Origin of the sequence: Paenisporosarcina antarctica, assembly GCF_004367585.1 — a bacterium.
Classification (GTDB): domain Bacteria; phylum Bacillota; class Bacilli; order Bacillales_A; family Planococcaceae; genus Paenisporosarcina; species Paenisporosarcina antarctica.
The window spans coordinates 2,494,920-2,515,949 of the sequence record NZ_CP038015.1; the positions used below are offsets into that span (position 1 = coordinate 2,494,920).

The following is a 21,030-nucleotide window of genomic DNA, read 5'->3' on the forward strand; positions in this document are numbered from 1 at the left end:
CTTATCGAGATCGTCCACCAAAAAGATCAGACCCGATGAATTTTATAAATAGTGTTGAGATAAGAGCTACACAAGCAAAAACGATAACTGAAAGAACTGAACCTGCTCCGAAGTTTTGTTGTGAGAATAGTGTAATGTACGCATAAATTGAAATGGATTCCGTCGAGTTAGCCGGTCCGCCGCCTGTAAGTACGAAGATCAGATCAAACACCCGGAAAGCGTCCAATGTCCGAAATAGTAAGGCTACTAAAATAGCCGACTTTAACATGGGTAATGTTATTTTCCAGAACTGTTGCCACTTATTTGCTCCATCGACTTCCGCTGCTTCATACAAGGAACCAGAAATCGTTTGAAGTCCAGCAAGTAAGAGAAGAGCCATATACGGTGTAGTTTTCCAAACATCTGCAAAAATAACTGAGAACATACCACCTGCACCCGTTGATAAAAGGACAGATGCGTCACTAATTAAGCCAAACTGTTCAAAGTAGTGAGCGACAATTCCTGTTTGTCCATCATACAAAAAGGACCACATCATTGCGCCAACTGCCGTTGGAATCGCCCATGGAATTAGAACCGATGCACGAACCAATCCTCTGCCAATGAATACGCGATTAATGAGCAAGGCAATAAGTAAACCGAGGACAAGTTCAAATCCTACTGATGCTATTGTGAACACGAACGTATTCCCTAATGCTTTCCACATACGCTCACTTTTTAGGTAACGTGAATAGTTGCTAAAACCAATAAAGTTAGATTCAATAATGGAACGGTTAGAAGAGTTTATTGAGCCTGCAATATTTGCTGATGCAGTTTTAAAGGCTTCATCATCTGAATTCTGTGATAATGTGGTTAGTTCTTTTTCTGCGTTCGTTAAGAATTCTTTATAGTCTTTTGCAAATTCTTTGTCGATTTTTGCATATTTTAATTCTCCATCTGAAATGGCTGTAAAGGAAGCTAGAAGACCTTCAACCTCTTCATATTGTTTGTCTAGTCCATCCATTGCAAGTAGGTCTTCATGATACCCTTTGATCTCTTGATTGATTTTAGTTGTTGCATCCTTCGTCTCTTGATCAGGTGCTTGTCCAGCTAAGCCATCCAGATCTCTTGATAAATAAAAATAATCATTTGCATAGCGTTCTAAATCGACATTGGATTGTACAAACCTTTCTGAACGAGAAGGGTCATTCAAACGATAGTCGAACAAACTGTTATAAAAAGATTGGGCTACCGGCCATAATGTGATAAGAATAACAAGTATTAGTGCAGGTGCGACCATTAAATAACCAAGTTGCTTTTCATTTAACTGAAACTTCAACTGTATCACCCTCTTTTTTAATTAATAGAAGGGAAGGTGAATGATCCACCTCCCCTTTAGTTTATTTCTGCTAAATGCTCTTTTATTCTGCCATTGCTGCTTCAATTTTTTCTTGCATGTTTTTCGCAGCTTCTTCAGGAGTTATATCTTCTGCAAGTGCTTTTGAAAGTTCAACTTGCATGATGTCAGAGATTAGCGGATAAATTGGTGATACCGGTCTTGGTACAGCATTTTGAAGTGTTGCTACGAACTCTTCATTTGAAAATAATGCAGCTGCATCTTTTACGTCTTCGTCTTCATAAAGTGCTTCGATCGTTGGGGCACGTCCGCCTTCAACAGCACTGATTTTTTGACCTTCAGGACCAGACATGAATTTCACGAATTCCCAAGCAGCCTCTTGGTTTTCACTATAACGATTAATCATACTCATCCAACCACCAAGTGTGGCAGCGTTCGTATCGTCACCAGCTGGAAGAACTGCGAAACCAACATTTCCGGCAACTTCAGAACCGTCTTTGTTTTCTGAAGTAGACTGCATATAAGGCCAGTTACGAGCAAAAACTGCTTGTCCGCCAACCCATGCATTATTTGTTTCAGTTTCTTGGAAGCTTAAAATATTACTAGGTACAAAATCAGAATTAACAAATTCAACCATCTTCGTGATTCCAGCAATTGTTTCTGGACTATTTACAACAACTTCATTGTTTTCATCTACAACTTCACCGCCGTATGATGCGATAAATTCAACTGCGTTAGTAATCATTCCTTCATATTGATTGGCTTGCATGAGGTAACCAAATTCAGTTCCTTCTTTGCCTTTCAGCTCGCTTGCCATTTCAAATAGTTCATCCCATGTTGCAGGAGCTGTTTCAACTATATCTGTACGGTAAAAAAGAAGTCCCGCATCTGTGTATTTCGGCATTGCGTATTGGCGACCATTGAAGTTACCAGATTGAACCGTACCCGGGAAATAATCTTCCATTTTGATACCATCTGCTTCAATGAAGCGATCGAGTTCAAGCGCATATTGAGCTTGCGCAAATTCTGCTGGCCAGATAACATCCGCATCAAATACATCGATTTCTGTACTCTTGCTACTGAAAGTGGTTACGTATTGATCATGAGAAGCCCCAGTATCTGCCGGCATTTCTTGTTGCTTAACCGTAATATTTGGATTTTCATCTTCAAACGCAGCAATTAACTTTTCAGTCGCGCCAGTAACATCAACACCGCTAGCATAAACGATTTCAACTTTTTCATCAGACTTGTCATCTGATCCTTTGTCAGCGGTTGCATTTTCATCGTCCCCACTACATGCTCCGAGAAGTAAAGTCATCGAAAGGAATGTTGCACCGGCCATCTTTTTGTTCCAAATTTTCATCAATAATTCCTCCTAATAGTTTATGTCGATTGTCGTTCAACTAATTCAATAGGTAATAGAATATCTTGCGCATCATTGACTCTCTTTTTATTGATAATCTCGAGCATCACATCCATTGTTTTATACCCAATGTTTGTGGTGAATTGATTGATTGTCGTAATTTGTGGATCGAGTAATTCTGCTATCGGCTGATCATCAAATCCTACAACAGCAAGATCGTTTGGCACATTCCACGAATGCTTTTTAGCTTCATGAATGATTCCTGCAGCCACTTCGTCACTCCCACTAAATACAGCAGTGGGCGGGTTAGGCAGCTGCTGTATCTTTCGAAAGATGGCTCGTCCGTCTTCAATCGTAAAAACATCTCGAAACATCCATTCCTGCACTGGTTCAATCCCTGCCTCTGTAACCGCTTTCAAATAACCTTTACGACGATTGATAGAAACGCTACTATCATTACCTTGACAGTAGGCAATTTTAAGATGTCCTTTTTCAAGTAAGTGTTTGGTACCGATGTAACCGCCTTCAATTTGGTCTAGTCTGACTCTGGTGATTGTAGCATCAGCAAGGTATTCATTACAGAAAATGATGGGACCATACTTTGTAAAAGGCTCAATCACTTCCCAACGATTTTCAACCGAAGCCATAATGATGCCATCTACTTGCTTTGATATGAGAAGCTTAAAAAATTCAAGTTCCTTTTCCTTATCAATTCTCGTATTGCAAAGGATCAACTGAAAGCCGCATGTGGCAGCCCGTTTTTCCATAGCATCAACCAATTGACTAAAGAAAGGATTGACAATCCGGGACACGAAGACAGCAATTTTCTTTGTTTTTAAATTTCGCATTTGCTGTGCAGATGAATTAGGAACATAGCCAAGTTCCTCCATCGCATTTTTCACGGCAACCTTTTTCTCCTCACTAACATAGGGATGATTGTTAATCACTCTCGATACAGTAGCTTGTGATAATCCAGCCTTCAGCGCAACATCTTTAATGGTATACAAGCGCTCACTCTCCTTTAGGAACACCTCCAACTAATTACGTATGAAATCGATTTCATACGTAAAGCATATTACAAACGTTTAACAATTACAACATTAAATTTGAATATTCTAAATTCACATTTAGTTCTACAACAAATACGCAATGTCGCTTATTTATGATCAATCTTATGTAGACCAAGGAAAAACACCTCCCGCAATGGAAGGTGTTTTAGCTTCAACTATTTAATAAAAACTCCATAAATAAAATCTTTCCTTTAGGGGTGTCGCAATATTTCTTCATGTTAGTTCTACGAAAATAAATCCGTCCACCTAGACAAAAATCACATCGCGTAACTTCATAATTCATCATTCACAATGCAAAAAACACCTCCCGCAATGGAAGGTGTTTTCAACTGATTATCCAACTTATATTAAATCTTTAATTCAATCTTCGCATCTTTTTTCAACTCTTCAACATGTGCTGCAAATAGTTCTTGTTGTTGTTGCTGTTCAAGAATTCCTCTAATTTCTTCTTTTGCTTCTTCAAATGGAGGTAATTCTTGTGCAGATTCAGCTTCTTTTGCTTGAGCTGCCGCTTGGTCATAATATTCTTGAATCTCTTTATCCGCTACTTTCTTAGCAGGAACAGCTTTTTCTTTATATTTTTCAAATACAATTGATTGGCCAATTTGTTGTTTCAATGTTTTGACATCCATTTTTTCAGCTTTGAGGGCTTCCTTCATTCCTTCTTCGCCACCAAATTGTTCTTCATAAGATGCATATTCTTTATTAATTTCTTCTTCAGTAGCAGTCAGTTTCGACTCTTCTGCTTTTTGAAGAATTAATGTTTGATTTACAATCGCATCAAGAACTTGCGATTTTACTTGTTCAACCGCTTCTTTACTTGTTGGATCTTGACCAGATTGTTGCATTTGACCTTGAATTGACGTCAAAGCAGTATTATATTCAGCACCTGTAAGTTCTTCATCATTTACTACAGCAACAATTTCACTCTTATCAACTTGTTGCTCAGCTAACTTAGCTTTCATTTCTTCAGCAGCTGCTAGTTCTTCTTTAGTAGGTTCTTTTTGTTCAGTAGCTTGCTCAGCTGTTTCTTCTTTTGGCTTTTCCTCTTTTGTTGCTTTATCGTCTTCGCTACAAGCTGCTAAACTTAATGCAAGCGCGCCTGCTACAAATGGCAGTAAAATTTTCTTATAATTCATAATAATGTGTACCCCTTTCATATCATAAACTCATATGGCTAGAATTTCGAATCAATAATTCGGTAGCCTAGATTGCATCTTAACGAACTATCACGAAAAAATAAACCCATAACCCTTCAAAACATCAAAATGACATCAAATTGTCACTTAAGAAACACGATAAACACCACTCTAACAGTACTTAGCTTGTTCTAGGTTACACGATTTCATCTCGTATTAGCGATGTTTTATCTCATCTTCAGTTGCATTTATCTGTATTTCACCATACTTTATCTAAAATTCACTTTAAACACATAATTTGAAGATGCTATATGTGTGATTTTTTCTGCACTTGTTAACCAAAGAGTACACTTTCCTCACAACAAAACCCGCCAAGCACCACCTGAAGGGGCCATTTATCTCTCCAGGTCTGTGGGTTTCATTAGTATATAAAAAAACTTAAATTGGTGCTGTCGGACAAATCCGACAGCTTTTTTTGTGACGTGCGTTAATGAACTATCTTGTTAGTGTTGTTGATTTTCACATAATAAAATTACATAATTTAGCTATTACAACATGGATCACAATTTTTACAACGTGGAGGTCTATTTTTACAACGTCATCTTCCATTATTACAACGTAACAGCCTATTATTACAACTGAGCTATCGCTCGATACTAGAACCACATTTTTTTGTCGAACAATGCACTTTATCATGTGGCAAATCAGTCTTAAGAATACAATAAATAATAAAAAATTCCGAAATTGTATCTTCGCCAGCTAGATTTTATGAAATTAGTGTCCATTCTCTAATTAACCATATTCGAAGTGTTCTCATATTTGTAGTGGAGCAGAGGACGAATATGTACCGCAAGTGAAAACTAGCGATTTTTCTTTCTTTAGGTTATGGGGACTTAGATTTGCTGTCGATAGCGACCAGGGAACGCTATTAATACAGTGTGGCAGTAAATGATCTCATTCACGAAAAAAAGCACCAAATCCATTACTTGAATGGATGGATGGCACTCTTGGCATGTTATGGATAAAATACTTACACAAGTACGGATCTAGTACCTATAATTTTTTTAATATTTTCTAAACCTAATCTATCCACAGTTCTTCCTGACTCTCTAAAATCGATTGAAAGTGATGCATTCGCGATATTAATAAGTCCTGTACATGTTGGAGTTTTAATACCTAGTGTACTTCCAAGCGACTCCAACAAAACTAACCCCTCTGGAACATCTTCCGTTATAAATCTAGAATCTGCTCGAACTGGACCATGCGGAGAACTGTTTTTCGCATAATGGAGAAACGCTTCTTTACTATTTATACTCAAATCAACAGCATTTCGATTCTTACAAGCATCCACATAAGGAACTCGATTCGCTCCAATGGCTTCTAAAACATTCATCTTCTCATCATCTAAACTTTCCACCATATTCCAAACATGAGGCGTAAACACTTCTTTATACATCCAATAATCACCCTTAGTAAATTCAATTCTTGGCATACTCATGATGCCTCCAATCGTATGAACAATTAAATTTGGATTGTGTAAAGCAGCTTCGATGATTGTCTCAAGATACTCAAAATTATAGTCAAGACTATCTAATTTACTCTTAACTAATTTAAGGTCTTTTACCTCATTTTGATATATTGCAACTGGATTCCTAACATTTTTAAACAATACTTTTACTTTACCTGGAGTTATGATTCGACAATCAATTGGTGAACTTTGCGCTTCGACTACTGTGAATTCGAAGTTTGGAGAATGTTTCAGGAAATAAGCAGTCGATAAATACCCTGGTTCCAATAACACAATATGGTTGGGATTTAGGTACGGTAGTAAACGATTTATTATTTGTTCATGGAAGTTTGTTTGGACATAGACAATGACTAATTCAGTATCTTTTAGTGCTAGTTCGATATCGGTTGTGATCAAATCGATTTGAACAGAGCTAGTCTTATCATTTTCAATAATATTTACTTCTCCATTATGTTCTTTCAAAAAATTAAAATGCTCATTGTGAAGAGATTTTGAAGTTTTTAAAAGATTTACCTTATGGCCCTTCAATTTCAAGTCTGCTGCAATTGTTGTTCCACCATGTCCTGCTCCAACTACGACAATATTCATCCAAAATTCCTCCATAAAATTTAGTTTTTTTCAAAGAAACTTGACACTTCACCTGTAACTTCCCGTGCTTTAGCTCAGTGAAAGTGCTAATTTTAATAGCAAAACATTCTGAATTTATATATCATCTAGTTGCAAAAGTTCTTATCTCATATATTTCAGTAAAAACTACTTCAAGCGATAATACTAAGTCGGCAAACAACTTAGAACCGTGATTCAAGAGCAAAATTACTTTTATAGCACTTATAGTTATATTCTACCAATATTCCAGAAAAATGTATAGGATTAATTTATTGAAAAAAGTGAATTATGTAAATTTTCTACTATTCAACTCAATATAAACACAAAAAAATTTCATCAATTATTGTGCTGTGCTGGATTCTTTTTTTATAATTGTCTTTTTTGGATGCCTTATTAACAAGCAACAAAAATCACTTTATAGTAGGATTCTCTTAGTCGAATAGCACTGAATTTTAAAAGAACGATCCTTGTATATAAGCACATCCCTTAAACAAATTGCATAGGATAATTTTATAACTGTGAAGGGATTGAGAAAATGTACTATCATCCTCATATGCAGCAATATCCTTATTATGTTAATGCACCCATGTATAACTATGGAAGACAATCTGTTTGCCGAGCTTGTACTCAAAGAATCGAGCATGCAAACAGATTAGATTCTTTAAACTCTTTCAATGGTGATGGAAGTATTTTGTTAAAAGATTATGGGCCAAAACCATTTGTTGTTAATATCAATGAAGCAACGAAGCAAAACAATACGTTTCGTACTGCTTTATGGACTGGGAAACATCTACAAGTTACTTTAATGAGTCTCAATGTTGGCGAAGATATTGGTTTGGAAATGCACCCTAACCTTGATCAATTCATACGTATTGAACAGGGTCAAGGGATTGTTCAAATGGGCAAAAGTAGAGATAATTTAAACTTTAAAAGAAATGTCTATGATGATTCTGCAATACTAGTTCCTGCTGGAACATGGCATAATCTAACCAATACAGGTAATACTCCTCTGAAACTTTACTCGATATATGCTCCTCCTAACCATCCATTTGGCACTGTTCATGTTACCAAAGCAGATGCATTAGCTGCGGAAGAAGGACACGAACATGGCAATGGACATACAGTTAATTCTGGGAGGACTCCAGATGAATGGATAAAGTACACGGAATTTCTAGTTAATGAAGGATTAGAGGATGTTAAAAGAGGAATTAATGCTACACATATTCTTCAAGAATTTATTCTAATGGGAGTTCTTGTAGGAAAAGGATATTCTCCTGAAAAAGCATATGAGACAGTAGAAGAATGGGAACGTACAGGAGAATCGAAACTTCTTCAACAAAGCAAAAGAATGTAGTTTTAAAGCTTCCAGGTTAATATGGAATGACAACGAGTTGAAAATATCATAATTGTATAAAATGCACACTGAGATAATAGTTCATCGTAATAAAATACAGTCAAATAAATGTGCTTGGAGATATATTTCCAAGCTCATTTTTTTAGAATACCACTAACTTTATCCTAGCCTTTTAACAAAGCACAAGCTGGCGTGTCCATTTATGCGCTGATTGTCTTTCGCAATACAATCCGAATGGCTCGATCAGAAAGATTTAGGCTAACATTGGCGTACCTTCCATGTAGATCGTGATATAGTAGATAAATTCAACTTCTAAAATCCCAATATTTTACTATTACAACGTGACAGCAATTAATTGCAACTGAGCTTTCGCTCGACATTAGAGCCGTCTCTTTTGACTACGCCAGACGCATTACACAGTATAGAAATATCCTTTTTGGCATTTTCGGAGGAGTACAACACTAAAAAAAGTTAAAAGATGAAGAAATTGCATCCACTGCGTCATGTTCCTATGAAGTAGGAGTATTTTTCTCACACAAAGTTTATGTGAGAGTCGGATGCACAACCTGAACAAGACTGCTTGTAGGCAATAAGGAAGTGCGATGTGATTTTCTCACCTCGCACTTCTTTATTTATATTGCTGTCCAAAGCATCTTAGAAACCTGATGAAGTGAGAAAATGAGACGATCAGAACCCTCGTCTATTTCATTCCCTCGGTTTCAAAGCGATCAGAATACCTAAGTTATCTTTTGATAAAATCCAGCACCCAAAATTGGCTGCCGGAATCGTAATTCTCTACAAGCTTAAGTCAAAAATAACGATATCCGAAATTCGAAATACTTCGTATTCATCGATTACAATGGAATAGTCTTTTGTTCTCTCGTAAGTTGACCATTCCCCAGCTCCATTCATGAACTTAAACACTTCATATGTGCTTACGACAGCATAGCCTTCTTCCATAACTATGCCCGTAACCTCGTTTTTCGTAAACTCAAAAATCATGCCTTGATTGGTTATTTCCGTAATGTATTCAGCCATTTCGTGATATATATTACTATCGTACAGAAGTAAGTCTTCGATGAAGCTAAAATCTTCATGGTAAAGTGCCATTTCATAGTTCTCACGGAAATAAAGGACAAATTCTGTTAAACTTCCCTCGTCAAAATAATTGCTATCATCTTGTGTATTCTCTTGATTTTCTTCGGGTTCCTCAATTTTCTCAGACTCTTCATTGTAAGAATCTGCTTCAGCTGAGCCTTCAGGTTTAAAATCATACTCATAGTCATCGTAGAATGAAAATATACTTGCCACTTCAGCAGATGTCATCGGTGAATCAGACCATTTTTTAAGCAAGTCAATCATGGTATACATCGGAATGGAAAATCCAATCGATTGATCCGCTGTCAGTATTGCTGAATTAATGCCAATTACTTTACCTGTTTTAGCATCGAGTAATGGTCCTCCACTACTTCCAGGAGATATTTGCGCATCTACTTGGTACACATTATCGTATTGAAAACCGGATTCAAATGAGCGGTCAAGTCCTGTTAAATAACCTATCGAAGCCGAATTTTCTAAACCTTGTGGACTTCCAAGTGCGATGACCTCACTACCAATTTCCGTTACATTCGCTTCTGTTTCAAGTGAAGTTTGCCCCGCGTAATCATCCACTTGAATTAAAGCAATATCATACTTGTCGGAAATACCAATTACACGTCCAGTCGTTTTTTTGCCCAATACATTACGAACAATCACTTCTGTATAGCCAGCTACCACATGAGCATTCGTCACAACAGTCCCTTTATTCTCAAATAAAAAACCGGAACCTAAGCCTGATTCAGTGAAAATCGTGTACACACGAGATTGAGATTCTTTAATAATTTGTGTTTTTTCTTTTTCATTACTAACTGGTTTGTTTTCTTTTAAGGGTTCTTCCTTTTGACTTTCAAGTTTTGGAGGATCAACCCTAGGAGCTTCTATCATTTCTTTAGTTGCATTTTTGGGTGAAAGTTGTTTGCTGACTTCAATCTGAGCTACTTTTTCTGTACCATTCATTATTGTTGCGATAATAAAACCAATAGCAACTAAAGCAAGAATTGATAAAAAACCTGCAACGATAGTAATTATTCTCTTTTTCTTTGATTTAAAACGTGATTTTATTAACTCCTTACCACAATTCGAGCAAAATTTCGCTTCATGTTCATTTTTCAATCCACATTTTGCGCAAAACATTCTCACCCTCCTCCCTGTAAAATCTTGTTACTTTATATACTATGCTCATAGGTGAATATACATAAACGCTTCGCTTGAATCAGCTTTAGCTTCTTATCATCTGAAAAATCAGCAGTTTACATTAAATCGATTATCCCATGACGAACGGAAATTCTTAGCGTATAATGAGGACTGGCAATTAATTCTAAAAACTGATAACAAAATGAAGAGACAAGAAAGGCAGAAAGCGCATTCTAGCTCATCACCGGCGCTGGAAGAACCGACTCGGAAACTTGTTTTCGCATGAGGATCTGTAAGGCTAAATACACAATTCCGTGTTACTCGTCGCAAAATACAGTGTCAAGAGTTTTTGCAACGCCCTTATGAACCACGTCCTATGGGCACAGGCTCAGGTGTGAGCTGGCGTTTGGAGCTAGACATAACAACGCCAAGTACGAAGTATTGCTCGAAAAATTTTATACTTTCTATCTAGATAAAAAAGGAGATACATATATGTTTGATTGGAGAAATATTTTTCGCGGTATGGCTATGGGAACGAGCGATATTATCCCAGGTGTCAGCGGTGGAACTATTGCGGTTTTATTAGGAATTTATGATCAATTTATCAATGCAGTTAGCGGAATTACAACAAAAGAATGGAAAAAACACGTCCCTTTCTTACTAACGCTGGGACTAGGAATGGGATCAGCCATTCTTCTACTTAGTCACGCTGTGGAATGGCTCCTTGAGTCATATCCACAACCAACTAACTTCTTTTTTCTCGGTTTAATTCTCGGAATTCTTCCATATTTATTGAAAGAAGCAAATGTACGCGGCACGTTTAAAGCTAAACATTTTGTCATTTTAATAGTCGGTGCCATCCTAGTTGCAAGCATGGCATTTTTCAAACCAGATGAAGGCGGCAATCCTATCGAAACACTTACGATCCTATCCATCATTGGATTATTCTTAGCAGGTGCTAGTGCAAGTATGGCCATGCTTCTTCCTGGTATCAGTGGCTCATTTGTTTTACTGATTATAGGCGTATATCCCACAGCCATTAACGCAATTACAACCTTGAATCTCCCTATTATAATGGTCATCGGAGCAGGAATTGCATCTGGCTTTATATTGAGCAGTAAAGGCATTAAATATTTACTTGCCCGCTTCCCACTAATGATGTATGCACTGATCATCGGATTAGTTTTCGGCTCACTTTTTGTAGTGTTCCCAGGACTAACACTAACTTTAAACAATGTTTTACTTAGCATTGGCGCGCTCTTTGTCGGTCTTTTTGTAGCCGTTTTGCTTGGAAAAAGAGGTTAACAGCATTTAAATTTCAGTAAAAAACATCTATTTCTTAAATGAAATTGGTGTTTTTTTTTCTTGAAAACGCCAAAATATAAGACTAAAGACTTCTCTATTAATATAACAAGCGGCTGAAAATACAATTTCAGCCGCTCCCTTATTGCTATATATGTAAACTCTGTATTTTTAGTATGTCCAAAAGATTTCTCTGTATACTAATTGGTAAAAAAATTTCCAATGCATAGGAAAAAGAGTAACATCACATAATAAAAATTGTAATTGACTCCTTGTAAAAAGGATTCAAATTTACAACTAACTTGAGGAGGAGATTTATTTTTGGGTATTTTAAATGGTAATCCTAAACTAGAGCCATTGCATGAAGGTGAAGTATTTGGTGTTTGGTCGTATATTATTGCTAATAATGGATTAATAAGCATTTATCAAGCTTTCATTAATCATGCAGGCGACAGAGCCCTCAAATCACTACTTGAAGAAACTGTTCACACGATAAAAGCAGAAGTACAACATACATCAGAAATATTAAAAGCCAATGGAATTGCGCTTCCTCCAGCTCTTCCTGATCGCCCAGTAGCTACAGCAGAAGATATTCCTGTAGGAGCAAGATTTATGGACGCTGAAATTAGTGCCATATTATCTGCAAACATTGCTCAAGGTTTGGTGGCGTGTAGCCAAGTAATGGGTCAATCAATTCGCGAAGACATTGGCATGATGTTCGGACAGTTTCACACTGATAAAGCTCTATTTGGTGCCAAACTTTTAAAACTTAACAAAGATAAAGCGTGGCTGATACCTCCTCCACTTCATGATGCACCAAGACTTACACAATAAGCAGCAAAAACACAGAAAACCCTTGGCTTCTACCCCCTGGTAGCCAAGGGTTTTTCCTTAAACGAAAAAAGGAATCCATCAACTAACTAAATTGAGGGATTCCTTTTTCTTATATTTGTTAAACAAGAAATAATGTATTTCTAACGAGACGCAAGAACATCGATCCACACTTGATAGCCATTTCCATTCAAATGAATCCCGTCAAAAGTATATTCTTTCTTCAACTCTCCGTTTTCATCAATGAAATATGGATGCAAGTCTATATATGAAGTGTCATTCTCTTGCGCTATCTTTTTGAGTACTTCGTTAAATTTGGCTACATCATCATTGGGTAATTCATATTTAAAGATATCATTATTTACAGGAAGAATTGATTGAACAATAACTTTAGACGAAGATTGATCAAATGCTTGAACTATACTTTTGACATTTTCTTCAAATACAATTATATCTGTTCCATGCAAAATATCATTAATACCAATCATGATATATACTTCTTTTGGATTTCTATTTACAACTTCATCTATCCTATTTAGAACACCCTTAGCATTATCATTGCTAATTCCTCTATTCAACACAACTTCTTCGGAAAAGTATTCTGGAAAATCCCCATAATCTGAAATGCTATCACCTACAAATACTTTATCTATATTTGTCGTGTCACTAGATTCAAATACGTCTTTTTTCAACAAATAATAATCCGGATATTCCTGCACAGTAGGGATATCCGACAATTGATTAGTAAAGAGATTCAATTGTCCTTTTTTAAAAATAACGAAGCCTATAAAAGCGACAAAGATAAGGTTAAATGATAAAGACAATGTTAACAAAACTCTTAGTTTTTTCATATCATGCACATCCCATTCTATCTAATTATCTCATTGAAATGGAATTACAGATCCCCTTACGTAACCTGCTATATCTCACAACCATTAAAGAAGCATAACTACAGGTAAAAGATAAGCACCATTAAACAGGCGACCGATAAAAATTCAGCCGCCTCTTTCTTGCTATTCACATTGTCACGTCTAGAAACATTAATTATTTACGATTTTTATCTTTTTCATCATTTTCAATTTGCGCAGAAATGAGTCCGAGTGCTACACCAAAAATTGCGCCACCAAGAACTTCAATCGGTTGATGACCTAGAAGTTCTTTGAGCTCTGTGTCACGTTTACTGTACATTAAACTAGGAAAATCACTGGAGATGATTTCAAATCTGTCTTCAAGTTCATTTACAAGTTGTGCAATCTCACCCGTATGACGTCTAATTCCTTGTGCATCATACATGACAATAGACCCAAAAACGACTGCGAGCGCTGTTTCAGTATGTCTTGTCCCTTTATTCGCAGCCATATACGTAGCAAGTGCCGCTACTCCCGCAGAATGTGAGCTCGGCATCCCACCGGTCTGAATTAGAGGTCGCCAATCCCACTTACCAGTTAGCTTTTTATGTGTAAATACCTTCAAACCTTGAGCTATTGCAATGGCAGATAAAGCTGTAATCATACCACGATTCATTTTCTTCATTCTCTTCACCCTCAATTCAAGTAATAGATAGATCATCTATAAAATCCTTCTTTTACATTTAATACCCTACTGGCTTCTTTTTATTCAACTTTCATAATAAATAGTAGAGGGAATATACTTTAAGCTTAGAATTCCTTACCTAATTAAAATCATCATTCTCAAAAATAAATACCCTTTTCCCTATAAATTTAATCAGCAGTAGATGCATTTTTATCCTCCACAAATGTTTATTCCTTGTTCATTGTGTTTTAATCCGGCTTGGCAGGTGTTTATTCCTGTTCACATTTTGTTTATTCCTGTTCGCTGGTGCTTTATTCCCGTTCATCTGTTTTGAAATTTGAAAGCTTGACCAGATACCTTTTTGCAAGAATCGAATAGAAATGTTTGCTGGATTGATTTTATTTCAATATCCACATTTTTAAAACAACATTAATCCATCCACTTCTAAGTTGCTGGATTATTTTAATTTTTATGCAATTGTTATTCATAATCTGTATAGGTCATAGAATTGATACCTAAGCCGTTATCCCACTCCCTGTGATTTTTTTATTCTTATTTCTTAAGAATTTTTCTCTAATAAACGGAATTATCCACCGATCTAATCCTACTTTTGCAGCGTTAAAGCCAGCTACAAGAATGAAAAGTCCAATTAGAATCATTTGTGGGTTTGTACTCGTAGTACCAGAAAACATATAGGAGAAATTCATAACAACCCCCATTAGTGCAGCAAAAGTAGTGAACGCACCTAAAATAAGTCCAAGTCCTACAAAAAATTCTCCCCATGGAACTAGTACATTAAAAAGTTCAACGTTTGGTATCGCATGTCCATTTAAAAATGTTGCCCACCACGATTGAACAGCTGGATGTTCACCTGTTGCTTTATTTACAGCTCCTTCTAGAAAACCCCTTGCATCAAATGCACCACTAATTTTTCCCCATCCAGCTATTAACCATTGGAATCCAAGATATAGACGAAATACCGTTAATGAATATGAAGCAAATTTATTTTTTCTTAAAAATCCTACAAACATAAAATACCCCCTAAATAAAAATATGTAAGAAAACACGAACTGTTTCCTTACAGAAAAAAAGTTTCCCTAAAGAAACTATAGCATACCAAATGTATTTTTTCTAAAGAATTTTACAAAATGGACATGTTCGTAGGTCGACGTTATCCTATTTACTAGGAAATCAAAAGAATCCATCGACGTTTAGTCGGTGGATTCTTTTGGAGAGGAATATGGAATTATTCATTTATGGTAATGCATGCTCTATGCTGCCCTGGTTGACAGAAACGTTCCGATAAGAAAGCAATTATTTTCGGTCCAAAAACCTTTTGTCTTCCATGGAGGGAAATCATATGCATTTTCTCTTAAGAATTTTACAAATATAAAAAGAAGTCGCCCAAAATAATACAGGTAATGAATTAGAAGCAAATGCGTGTTCTCTTAAGAATTCTACAAACATAAAATACCTCCTAAATAAAAATATGTAAGTGAAACGAAACTTTTTTCCTTCAAGAAAAAAAGTTTCCTTAATACAACTATAGAATAACATATGCATTTTCTCTTGAGAATTCTACAAACGTAAAAATACTTCCTGCAGTTTGTAACAAAATGAACTGCATGGAGCATGCACAACATGTTGACAAAACACCTGGTCTAGGAAGATACACTCTGCCACTAATCCCTTGGCGAATTCACTTTTCCCGTCTAATGAATATATATCCCCATCCATAAAGGCAGATTTTTTCTTGGAGTGGTTTAAAATTACCCGTCATTAATGACTCCATTGAAGGTGCTCTAGAGACTTCCAACTTATGAAAAAAATAAATTTATTTTACATAGGATTATGTCTAGAAGAATAGATTAATTGTAACCTCAAATAATAGTTGGGTTACTTCTCAAATCTGATGAGGTATGCAAAGGAGATGACTAACACGCTTCCTCTTATATCACCAGATCAAATGATTTCAACCATTCAACATGGATTAAATACAACGCAAGTTCCCAAAAAGATACTCATTGTCGGTGCAGGTATGGCAGGACTGGTCTCTGCCTCATTGTTAAAGGAAGCTGGGCACAATGTAACCATCCTTGAAGCTGCTCATAGAGTAGGGGGACGTATCTATACGAAACGATCTCCTTTTATCAAAGGACAGTATATGGAAGCAGGAGCGATGCGTATTCCAAATCATCATTATTTCACTTTGGAATACATAAAAAAATTCCACTTACCAGTAAATTTATTTATTAACTCTACTCCTAACGATCTGATCTATGTAAATGGAATTAAAACGCGCCAATATCTGTATAAACAGAACCCTGATATCCTTGGCTACCCAGTTGCCCCTCACGAAAAGGGCAAAACAGTTACTGAGTTGATTCAACCAGTACTTCAACCAGTTATAGACTTTATCAATTTAAATCCGCTGGAAAATTGGAGTTGGGTTATAAAGGAATATGATAGATACTCGATGGATGGGTTTTTAAGATATAACCCTAATGGGGTGACTTTATCTCCTGGTGCAATAGAAATGATTAAGGTACTCCTTGCTATCGAGGGCTTGAGTGAACTCGCATTCATTGATTTATTACGCGAATTTATTATATTTTTAAACCCGAATACTCGTTACTATGAAATTACCGGTGGTAACGACCAACTTCCACAAGCTTTTATCCCACAATTAAGAGAAGACATTTTGTATAGACAAAAGTTGACCAAAATTGTGCAGCGTAATAACCAAGTCACCATTCATTCTATGGATACGGAGTCGTTGAAACCAATGGAAACGACATGTGACATTTGCATCTTGACCATCCCTTTTTCGGTTATGCAATTTGTTGAAGTTGAACCCCGCGATTCTTTTTCACACAACAAGTGGAAGGCGATCCGAGAACTTCATTATGTGGTGTCTACAAAGATTGGTCTTCAGTTTAAGAGTAGATTTTGGGAGGAGGAAGGGATGCACGGAGGGCAAACGGCGACTGATTTGCCCATTCGATTTAGTTATTATCCCAGTCATGGAATTGGGGAGAACTTGCCAGGAGTGATTATAGCTAGCTATACTTGGGAGGATGATTCAGTACCTTGGGACAGTTTGAGTGAGGAAAATCGAATTCAACAAGCCTTAAAGAACTTATCTACCATACATGGGCAACAAGTATATGATGAATTTATAACAGGGGCTTCTCACAGTTGGGCTCAATATCCATATTCAGGTGGAGATTTTACGGTGTTCAAACCAGAACAAGAAACAGAACTTTTTCATGCTATCTCTTCCCCGGAAGGAAGGGTACACTTTGCAGGGGAACACACTGCCCTCCCACACGCTTGGATACAAGGGGCCATTGAGTCTGGAATCCGTGTAGCACATGAAGTCAATGACTTACCTTGAAATAATATTTACAAATGGTAGGAGGAAGTAAATCAGCTATTTTTTAAGTAATAGAAGAAGCTTTTATTCCTGTACATAATAATAAATTAATAAACTTAAAACAGGAAAAATATGCTAAAACATGATAGAATAATATTTATGAAAAAATACATTTTATTTATCCTCATTTTACTAACTCTCTTTTACTCTTCTGGGCAAACTTATGAACAACAATCACTAATCCCCAATTTAATGAAATGGCTTCCTAGTGAACCTTTAAAGGGAGTTCTATCACTTTTTCAAATCCCGTATTGGGGAACGATCATTTCTGTAGAAGAACGTGGTTATCATGCATTTATTGAGTTTCTACTACGAAAAGGAGCACATATTGTTATTTTTGGAGCACTAGCTTTTGCAGCCTATATCGTGGTCCGTAAAATCAGACTGGCCTTTGTCATTACCGTTGTAATTGCGATTGCAGACGAATACCATCAATCTTTAACTGGAGGACGAACGCCATCGATTCAAGATGTATTTCTTGACTCATTTGGTGCAGCTTTAGCGCTAGGTAGTTTATACATCTTAAGAACCTATTGGAATGTTACGAAACATCGACATGTGACTAAATTAGTAACCCCAAAAACCAGACGTTATAATAAAAACCGGGCAAATTAAAAGACAGTTAATTTTAAGATAGTACCTGGTGATCTGACAGGTATAACTAACTACTCAGTTCACAGCAAGACCAGTGATAAGAAGAATCCTGTGACGACTCTGGTTTCCGGCTCGCTAAAAACGGCACACCTGCTGCATCATAACCTATAGAATATAAAGACTGGTGATGTGACGTTGTCACATCACCAGTCTTCTTTTTAAAGTCAATCTTGCGGCAGATGTGCGTCCTTCGCTCGCCTTCAACCTAAACGTGCAGAGTGTTTTGAGTTTGGTTTACGAGAGAATAGACACTTATTGTTCAGAAAGGAATGGGCCGAAGATACAATTTTGGCCCATTTCTGCAAGTTTTAAGTTATGGACATTTCCATTTATTATACACCTGTATAGTAGCAAGATTTTTGGATTCTATATCGTACTTAGGTGAGACACATCGGCACGTGAATCTAAACAGGAGCGTAGCGAAAACAAAACTATTAATTCTCGTATGGTGGTACTCTCTCTCGCGGTGCTTGATCATTAAAATGTTGGAAGAATATCACCCAGGGACAAACACAATTGTGCCTCAAGTTCTCTACTGAAAATTTTATATTGCTTTCCAGGTTTAGCCACAAATTGGAGAACATTGGTGTCTGACCCTAGGACATCCTACTTTCAAATAACGTAGCCAGACTCTTTATAATTTGTAACAAGCAGCCGAAATTCCATCTTCGGCAGCCTCCTTTCTGAGCAGTAAGTGTCTATTCCCTAGTAGACCAAAATCAAAGAACTGTGCACTTCAAGGTGGTAGGGGAGCGCCGGACACACACCCTCCGTAAGATTGTCTCTAAAAAAAGAAGAATTGGGATGTGACGTTGTCACATTCCAATTCTTTTTAATCTATAGGTTATGGTTCAGCGGGTGTGCCTTCCATAGCGAGCCTGAAACCATAGTTAATGCAATGACACTTCCTTTTCCATCTTGAAACTCTCTCTACGCTTGTTAAGTACTAAAAGTTTTAAAACCTTAGCCTCTCTATCCCCCATATTCCACGAGTAAGGAAGCCTTATACATTAATACCCTACACATTTAAATCTCTCTTTTTATAAAAAACAAATGTTATCGTAAATAATGCAACGATAATGATGACTGACAATAACACAAATACGGTCTCAAAACCTTCCCCGTACATGACATTTTTTGCTTCGAAATATTTAAACGGTGTTACATATTTTAAACTGCCTATCTTGTCATTTAAATCGATTGCAATTGATAACATAAACGTCATTAAAAGGATTCCTGTTGCTAATGAGCTAGCCTTTTTCGATTTTTTAATTACAGCTGCTATTGCACTTCCTATCGCTAAAAATAATAGCTGTAAAATAAACATACCTACCATTGTAATAGCGATATCAGCAGTGACGGATTCACCATTACTATATTTTCCAACTATAACTGCACTCGAAACCCATGTGACGATATTAAAAATCACAATATTTACAAGAGCTGCTAGCAATTTTGATGTGATAATTTTACTTCTTGAAATGGGTTTTACAAATAAAAACTCGACAGTCTTATCTCGTTCTTCCTTTGAAATAATATCTGCTCCAAGCATAACAGCATGAAGCGTTGCCATGATTAACAAATATAAAAAGAGAATCCCAAAATAACCACTAGCCGTTGATATATCTAGTGTTCCAATTCCCATGATAGCTTGTAAGGATTTTGGCATCTGAGCAATAAGATCATTCATGGATTGGCCTGAGGAAGACATAACAACAAATTTACTCATACCACTACCAACCATTACCACCACCCCGATACACCATATAATAAGTGATTTCCGATGAGCTTTCATTTCTCTCATCATAATATTCATAACGAAGCCCCTCCCTTAAAAACCAATATAGTTAAACTCCATGGATATCTTTTTTGACATATATAATATAGCTAACAACTAGCGCGACAATGATTATGGAAATTCCTGCGATAATAAATGAAATTTCATAACTACCATTTTCAATGATACTGGCTGTATCAAAATATTTAAACGGCGAAAGATAGCGCTTTGCTCCTTCTCCAGTTGTTGCAGCAAACATCCCAATAAAGAAGAAACTAAAGACAGTCCCAAGAGAAACAGCCATCACTGATTTAATTTTAGGAAAAATAACTGAAATGACAATTCCCAATGCAAGAAAAATTAACTGCATGAAAAGCAGTGTAATTGAAATCATAAAAAATAGTGTGAAGCTATAATCATCAGTTTTCACTTGAGAAGCTACCAAACTTGCCACAGCAATAAAGATTACATTGGTAATGAGTAAAGACGCAATTGCAGCCAGAATTTTGGATGTTACTATTTGTGAACGTGTAACAGGTTTCGTTAATAGAAAGTCTGCCGTTTTTTCACGTACTTCCTTTGAGATAATGGATATGCCTATAATCATCGCTTGAATCGCTCCGCATAGAGTGAGATAGACAAATGTATAGGAATAAAACCCCAAAATAGATCCCATCGTATTTATTTCTATTCCGAGTGCTTGCCTAACCGGTTCCGGAAAAGCTTCCAGCACCTTTTTAAATTCATCAATTTCCTTTGAAATCGACGGAAATAAAGACATGAATACGAGAACTAATGCACTTAATGATAGCGTCCAAATAATGGTTGATTTACGATATGCCTTCAATTCATGCAGAAATATATTCATAGCT

At 36.5% G+C, this 21,030-nt stretch carries 16 protein-coding genes; 5 read left to right on the forward strand and 11 right to left on the reverse strand.

Translation table 11 applies throughout. From position 1 onward, the window contains the following. Position 1 precedes the first annotated feature (1 nt). From E2636_RS12285 to E2636_RS12305, 5 genes are all read right to left on the reverse strand, one after another. Positions 2–1,276, reverse strand: coding sequence for a carbohydrate ABC transporter permease (locus E2636_RS12285; protein WP_134211800.1), 1,275 nt, complete (start codon positions 1,274–1,276; stop codon positions 2–4). A gap of 121 nt (positions 1,277–1,397) precedes the next feature. Further along, positions 1,398–2,696, reverse strand: a complete 1,299-nt coding sequence (locus E2636_RS12290) for an ABC transporter substrate-binding protein (protein WP_134210451.1) — start codon at positions 2,694–2,696, stop codon at positions 1,398–1,400. 20 nt (positions 2,697–2,716) lie between these two features. Further along, the gene (locus tag E2636_RS12295) at positions 2,717–3,703 is read right to left on the reverse strand and encodes a LacI family DNA-binding transcriptional regulator (protein ID WP_134210452.1); all 987 of its coding nucleotides are present in this window, start codon (positions 3,701–3,703) and stop codon (positions 2,717–2,719) included. Between the two features lie 410 nt (positions 3,704–4,113). Further along, positions 4,114–4,905 (reverse strand): SurA N-terminal domain-containing protein, encoded by a 792-nt coding sequence (locus E2636_RS12300; protein ID WP_134210453.1) that lies wholly within the window; start codon positions 4,903–4,905, stop codon positions 4,114–4,116. A gap of 1,030 nt (positions 4,906–5,935) precedes the next feature. Next, positions 5,936–7,021 carry an NAD/NADP octopine/nopaline dehydrogenase family protein gene (locus tag E2636_RS12305; protein ID WP_134210454.1) on the reverse strand — a complete coding sequence of 362 codons (1,086 nt, stop codon included), beginning with the start codon at positions 7,019–7,021 and terminating at the stop codon, positions 5,936–5,938. A gap of 553 nt (positions 7,022–7,574) precedes the next feature. On the opposite strand from E2636_RS12305, the gene E2636_RS12310 reads away from it, so the two are divergent. After that, a complete protein-coding gene (locus tag E2636_RS12310) occupies positions 7,575–8,393 on the forward strand; it encodes a cupin domain-containing protein (RefSeq protein WP_134210455.1) in 819 nt (272 codons plus the stop codon). 795 nt (positions 8,394–9,188) lie between these two features. Here E2636_RS12310 and E2636_RS12315 read toward each other — a convergent pair. Next, positions 9,189–10,625: a trypsin-like peptidase domain-containing protein gene (locus E2636_RS12315; RefSeq protein ID WP_134210456.1), complete on the reverse strand. Its 1,437-nt coding sequence runs from the start codon at positions 10,623–10,625 to the stop codon at positions 9,189–9,191. Between the two features lie 492 nt (positions 10,626–11,117). On the opposite strand from E2636_RS12315, the gene E2636_RS12320 reads away from it, so the two are divergent. Both E2636_RS12320 and E2636_RS12325 read left to right on the forward strand, forming a co-directional pair. Further along, on the forward strand, positions 11,118–11,930 hold the full coding sequence (locus E2636_RS12320; protein ID WP_134210457.1) for a DUF368 domain-containing protein: 813 nt from the start codon (positions 11,118–11,120) through the stop codon (positions 11,928–11,930). Positions 11,931–12,248: 318 nt separating this feature from the next. Next, positions 12,249–12,761: a DUF3231 family protein gene (locus E2636_RS12325; protein WP_134210458.1), complete on the forward strand. Its 513-nt coding sequence runs from the start codon at positions 12,249–12,251 to the stop codon at positions 12,759–12,761. Between the two features lie 140 nt (positions 12,762–12,901). On the opposite strand, the gene E2636_RS12330 is transcribed toward E2636_RS12325, so the two are convergent. From E2636_RS12330 to E2636_RS12340, 3 genes are all read right to left on the reverse strand, one after another. Next, positions 12,902–13,609 (reverse strand): GDSL-type esterase/lipase family protein, encoded by a 708-nt coding sequence (locus E2636_RS12330; protein ID WP_134210459.1) that lies wholly within the window; start codon positions 13,607–13,609, stop codon positions 12,902–12,904. Between the two features lie 193 nt (positions 13,610–13,802). Beyond that, on the reverse strand, positions 13,803–14,291 hold the full coding sequence (locus E2636_RS12335; RefSeq protein ID WP_134210460.1) for a divergent PAP2 family protein: 489 nt from the start codon (positions 14,289–14,291) through the stop codon (positions 13,803–13,805). Between the two features lie 515 nt (positions 14,292–14,806). Next, positions 14,807–15,322 carry a DoxX family protein gene (locus tag E2636_RS12340; RefSeq protein WP_134210461.1) on the reverse strand — a complete coding sequence of 172 codons (516 nt, stop codon included), beginning with the start codon at positions 15,320–15,322 and terminating at the stop codon, positions 14,807–14,809. Positions 15,323–16,221: 899 nt separating this feature from the next. On the opposite strand from E2636_RS12340, the gene E2636_RS12345 reads away from it, so the two are divergent. Both E2636_RS12345 and E2636_RS12350 read left to right on the forward strand, forming a co-directional pair. Beyond that, complete coding sequence (locus E2636_RS12345) at positions 16,222–17,688, forward strand: flavin monoamine oxidase family protein (RefSeq protein WP_134210462.1); 1,467 nt, start codon at positions 16,222–16,224, stop codon at positions 17,686–17,688. A 138-nt stretch (positions 17,689–17,826) separates the two neighbouring features. Continuing rightward, a complete protein-coding gene (locus tag E2636_RS12350) occupies positions 17,827–18,342 on the forward strand; it encodes a VanZ family protein (protein WP_134210463.1) in 516 nt (171 codons plus the stop codon). 1,057 nt (positions 18,343–19,399) lie between these two features. Here E2636_RS12350 and E2636_RS12355 read toward each other — a convergent pair. Together E2636_RS12355 and E2636_RS12360 are read right to left on the reverse strand one after the other, a co-directional pair. Further along, positions 19,400–20,197, reverse strand: coding sequence for a DUF2705 family protein (locus E2636_RS12355; RefSeq protein ID WP_134210464.1), 798 nt, complete (start codon positions 20,195–20,197; stop codon positions 19,400–19,402). 31 nt (positions 20,198–20,228) lie between these two features. Continuing rightward, positions 20,229–21,026, reverse strand: coding sequence for an ABC transporter permease subunit (locus E2636_RS12360; RefSeq protein WP_134210465.1), 798 nt, complete (start codon positions 21,024–21,026; stop codon positions 20,229–20,231). Positions 21,027–21,030 lie beyond the last annotated feature (4 nt).

Coding starts and splice junctions, on each gene's coding strand:
- E2636_RS12285 (WP_134211800.1), bottom strand. CDS start 1,276: ATGGTCGCACCTGCACTAATACTTGTTATTCTTATCACATTATGGCCG.
- E2636_RS12290 (WP_134210451.1), bottom strand. CDS start 2,696: ATGAAAATTTGGAACAAAAAGATGGCCGGTGCAACATTCCTTTCGATG.
- E2636_RS12300 (WP_134210453.1), bottom strand. CDS start 4,905: ATGAATTATAAGAAAATTTTACTGCCATTTGTAGCAGGCGCGCTTGCA.
- E2636_RS12305 (WP_134210454.1), bottom strand. CDS start 7,021: ATGAATATTGTCGTAGTTGGAGCAGGACATGGTGGAACAACAATTGCA.
- E2636_RS12310 (WP_134210455.1), top strand. CDS start 7,575: ATGTACTATCATCCTCATATGCAGCAATATCCTTATTATGTTAATGCA.
- E2636_RS12315 (WP_134210456.1), bottom strand. CDS start 10,625: ATGTTTTGCGCAAAATGTGGATTGAAAAATGAACATGAAGCGAAATTT.
- E2636_RS12320 (WP_134210457.1), top strand. CDS start 11,118: ATGTTTGATTGGAGAAATATTTTTCGCGGTATGGCTATGGGAACGAGC.
- E2636_RS12330 (WP_134210459.1), bottom strand. CDS start 13,609: ATGAAAAAACTAAGAGTTTTGTTAACATTGTCTTTATCATTTAACCTT.
- E2636_RS12335 (WP_134210460.1), bottom strand. CDS start 14,291: ATGAAGAAAATGAATCGTGGTATGATTACAGCTTTATCTGCCATTGCA.
- E2636_RS12340 (WP_134210461.1), bottom strand. CDS start 15,322: ATGTTTGTAGGATTTTTAAGAAAAAATAAATTTGCTTCATATTCATTA.
- E2636_RS12345 (WP_134210462.1), top strand. CDS start 16,222: ATGACTAACACGCTTCCTCTTATATCACCAGATCAAATGATTTCAACC.
- E2636_RS12350 (WP_134210463.1), top strand. CDS start 17,827: ATGAAAAAATACATTTTATTTATCCTCATTTTACTAACTCTCTTTTAC.
- E2636_RS12355 (WP_134210464.1), bottom strand. CDS start 20,197: ATGAATATTATGATGAGAGAAATGAAAGCTCATCGGAAATCACTTATT.
- E2636_RS12360 (WP_134210465.1), bottom strand. CDS start 21,026: ATGAATATATTTCTGCATGAATTGAAGGCATATCGTAAATCAACCATT.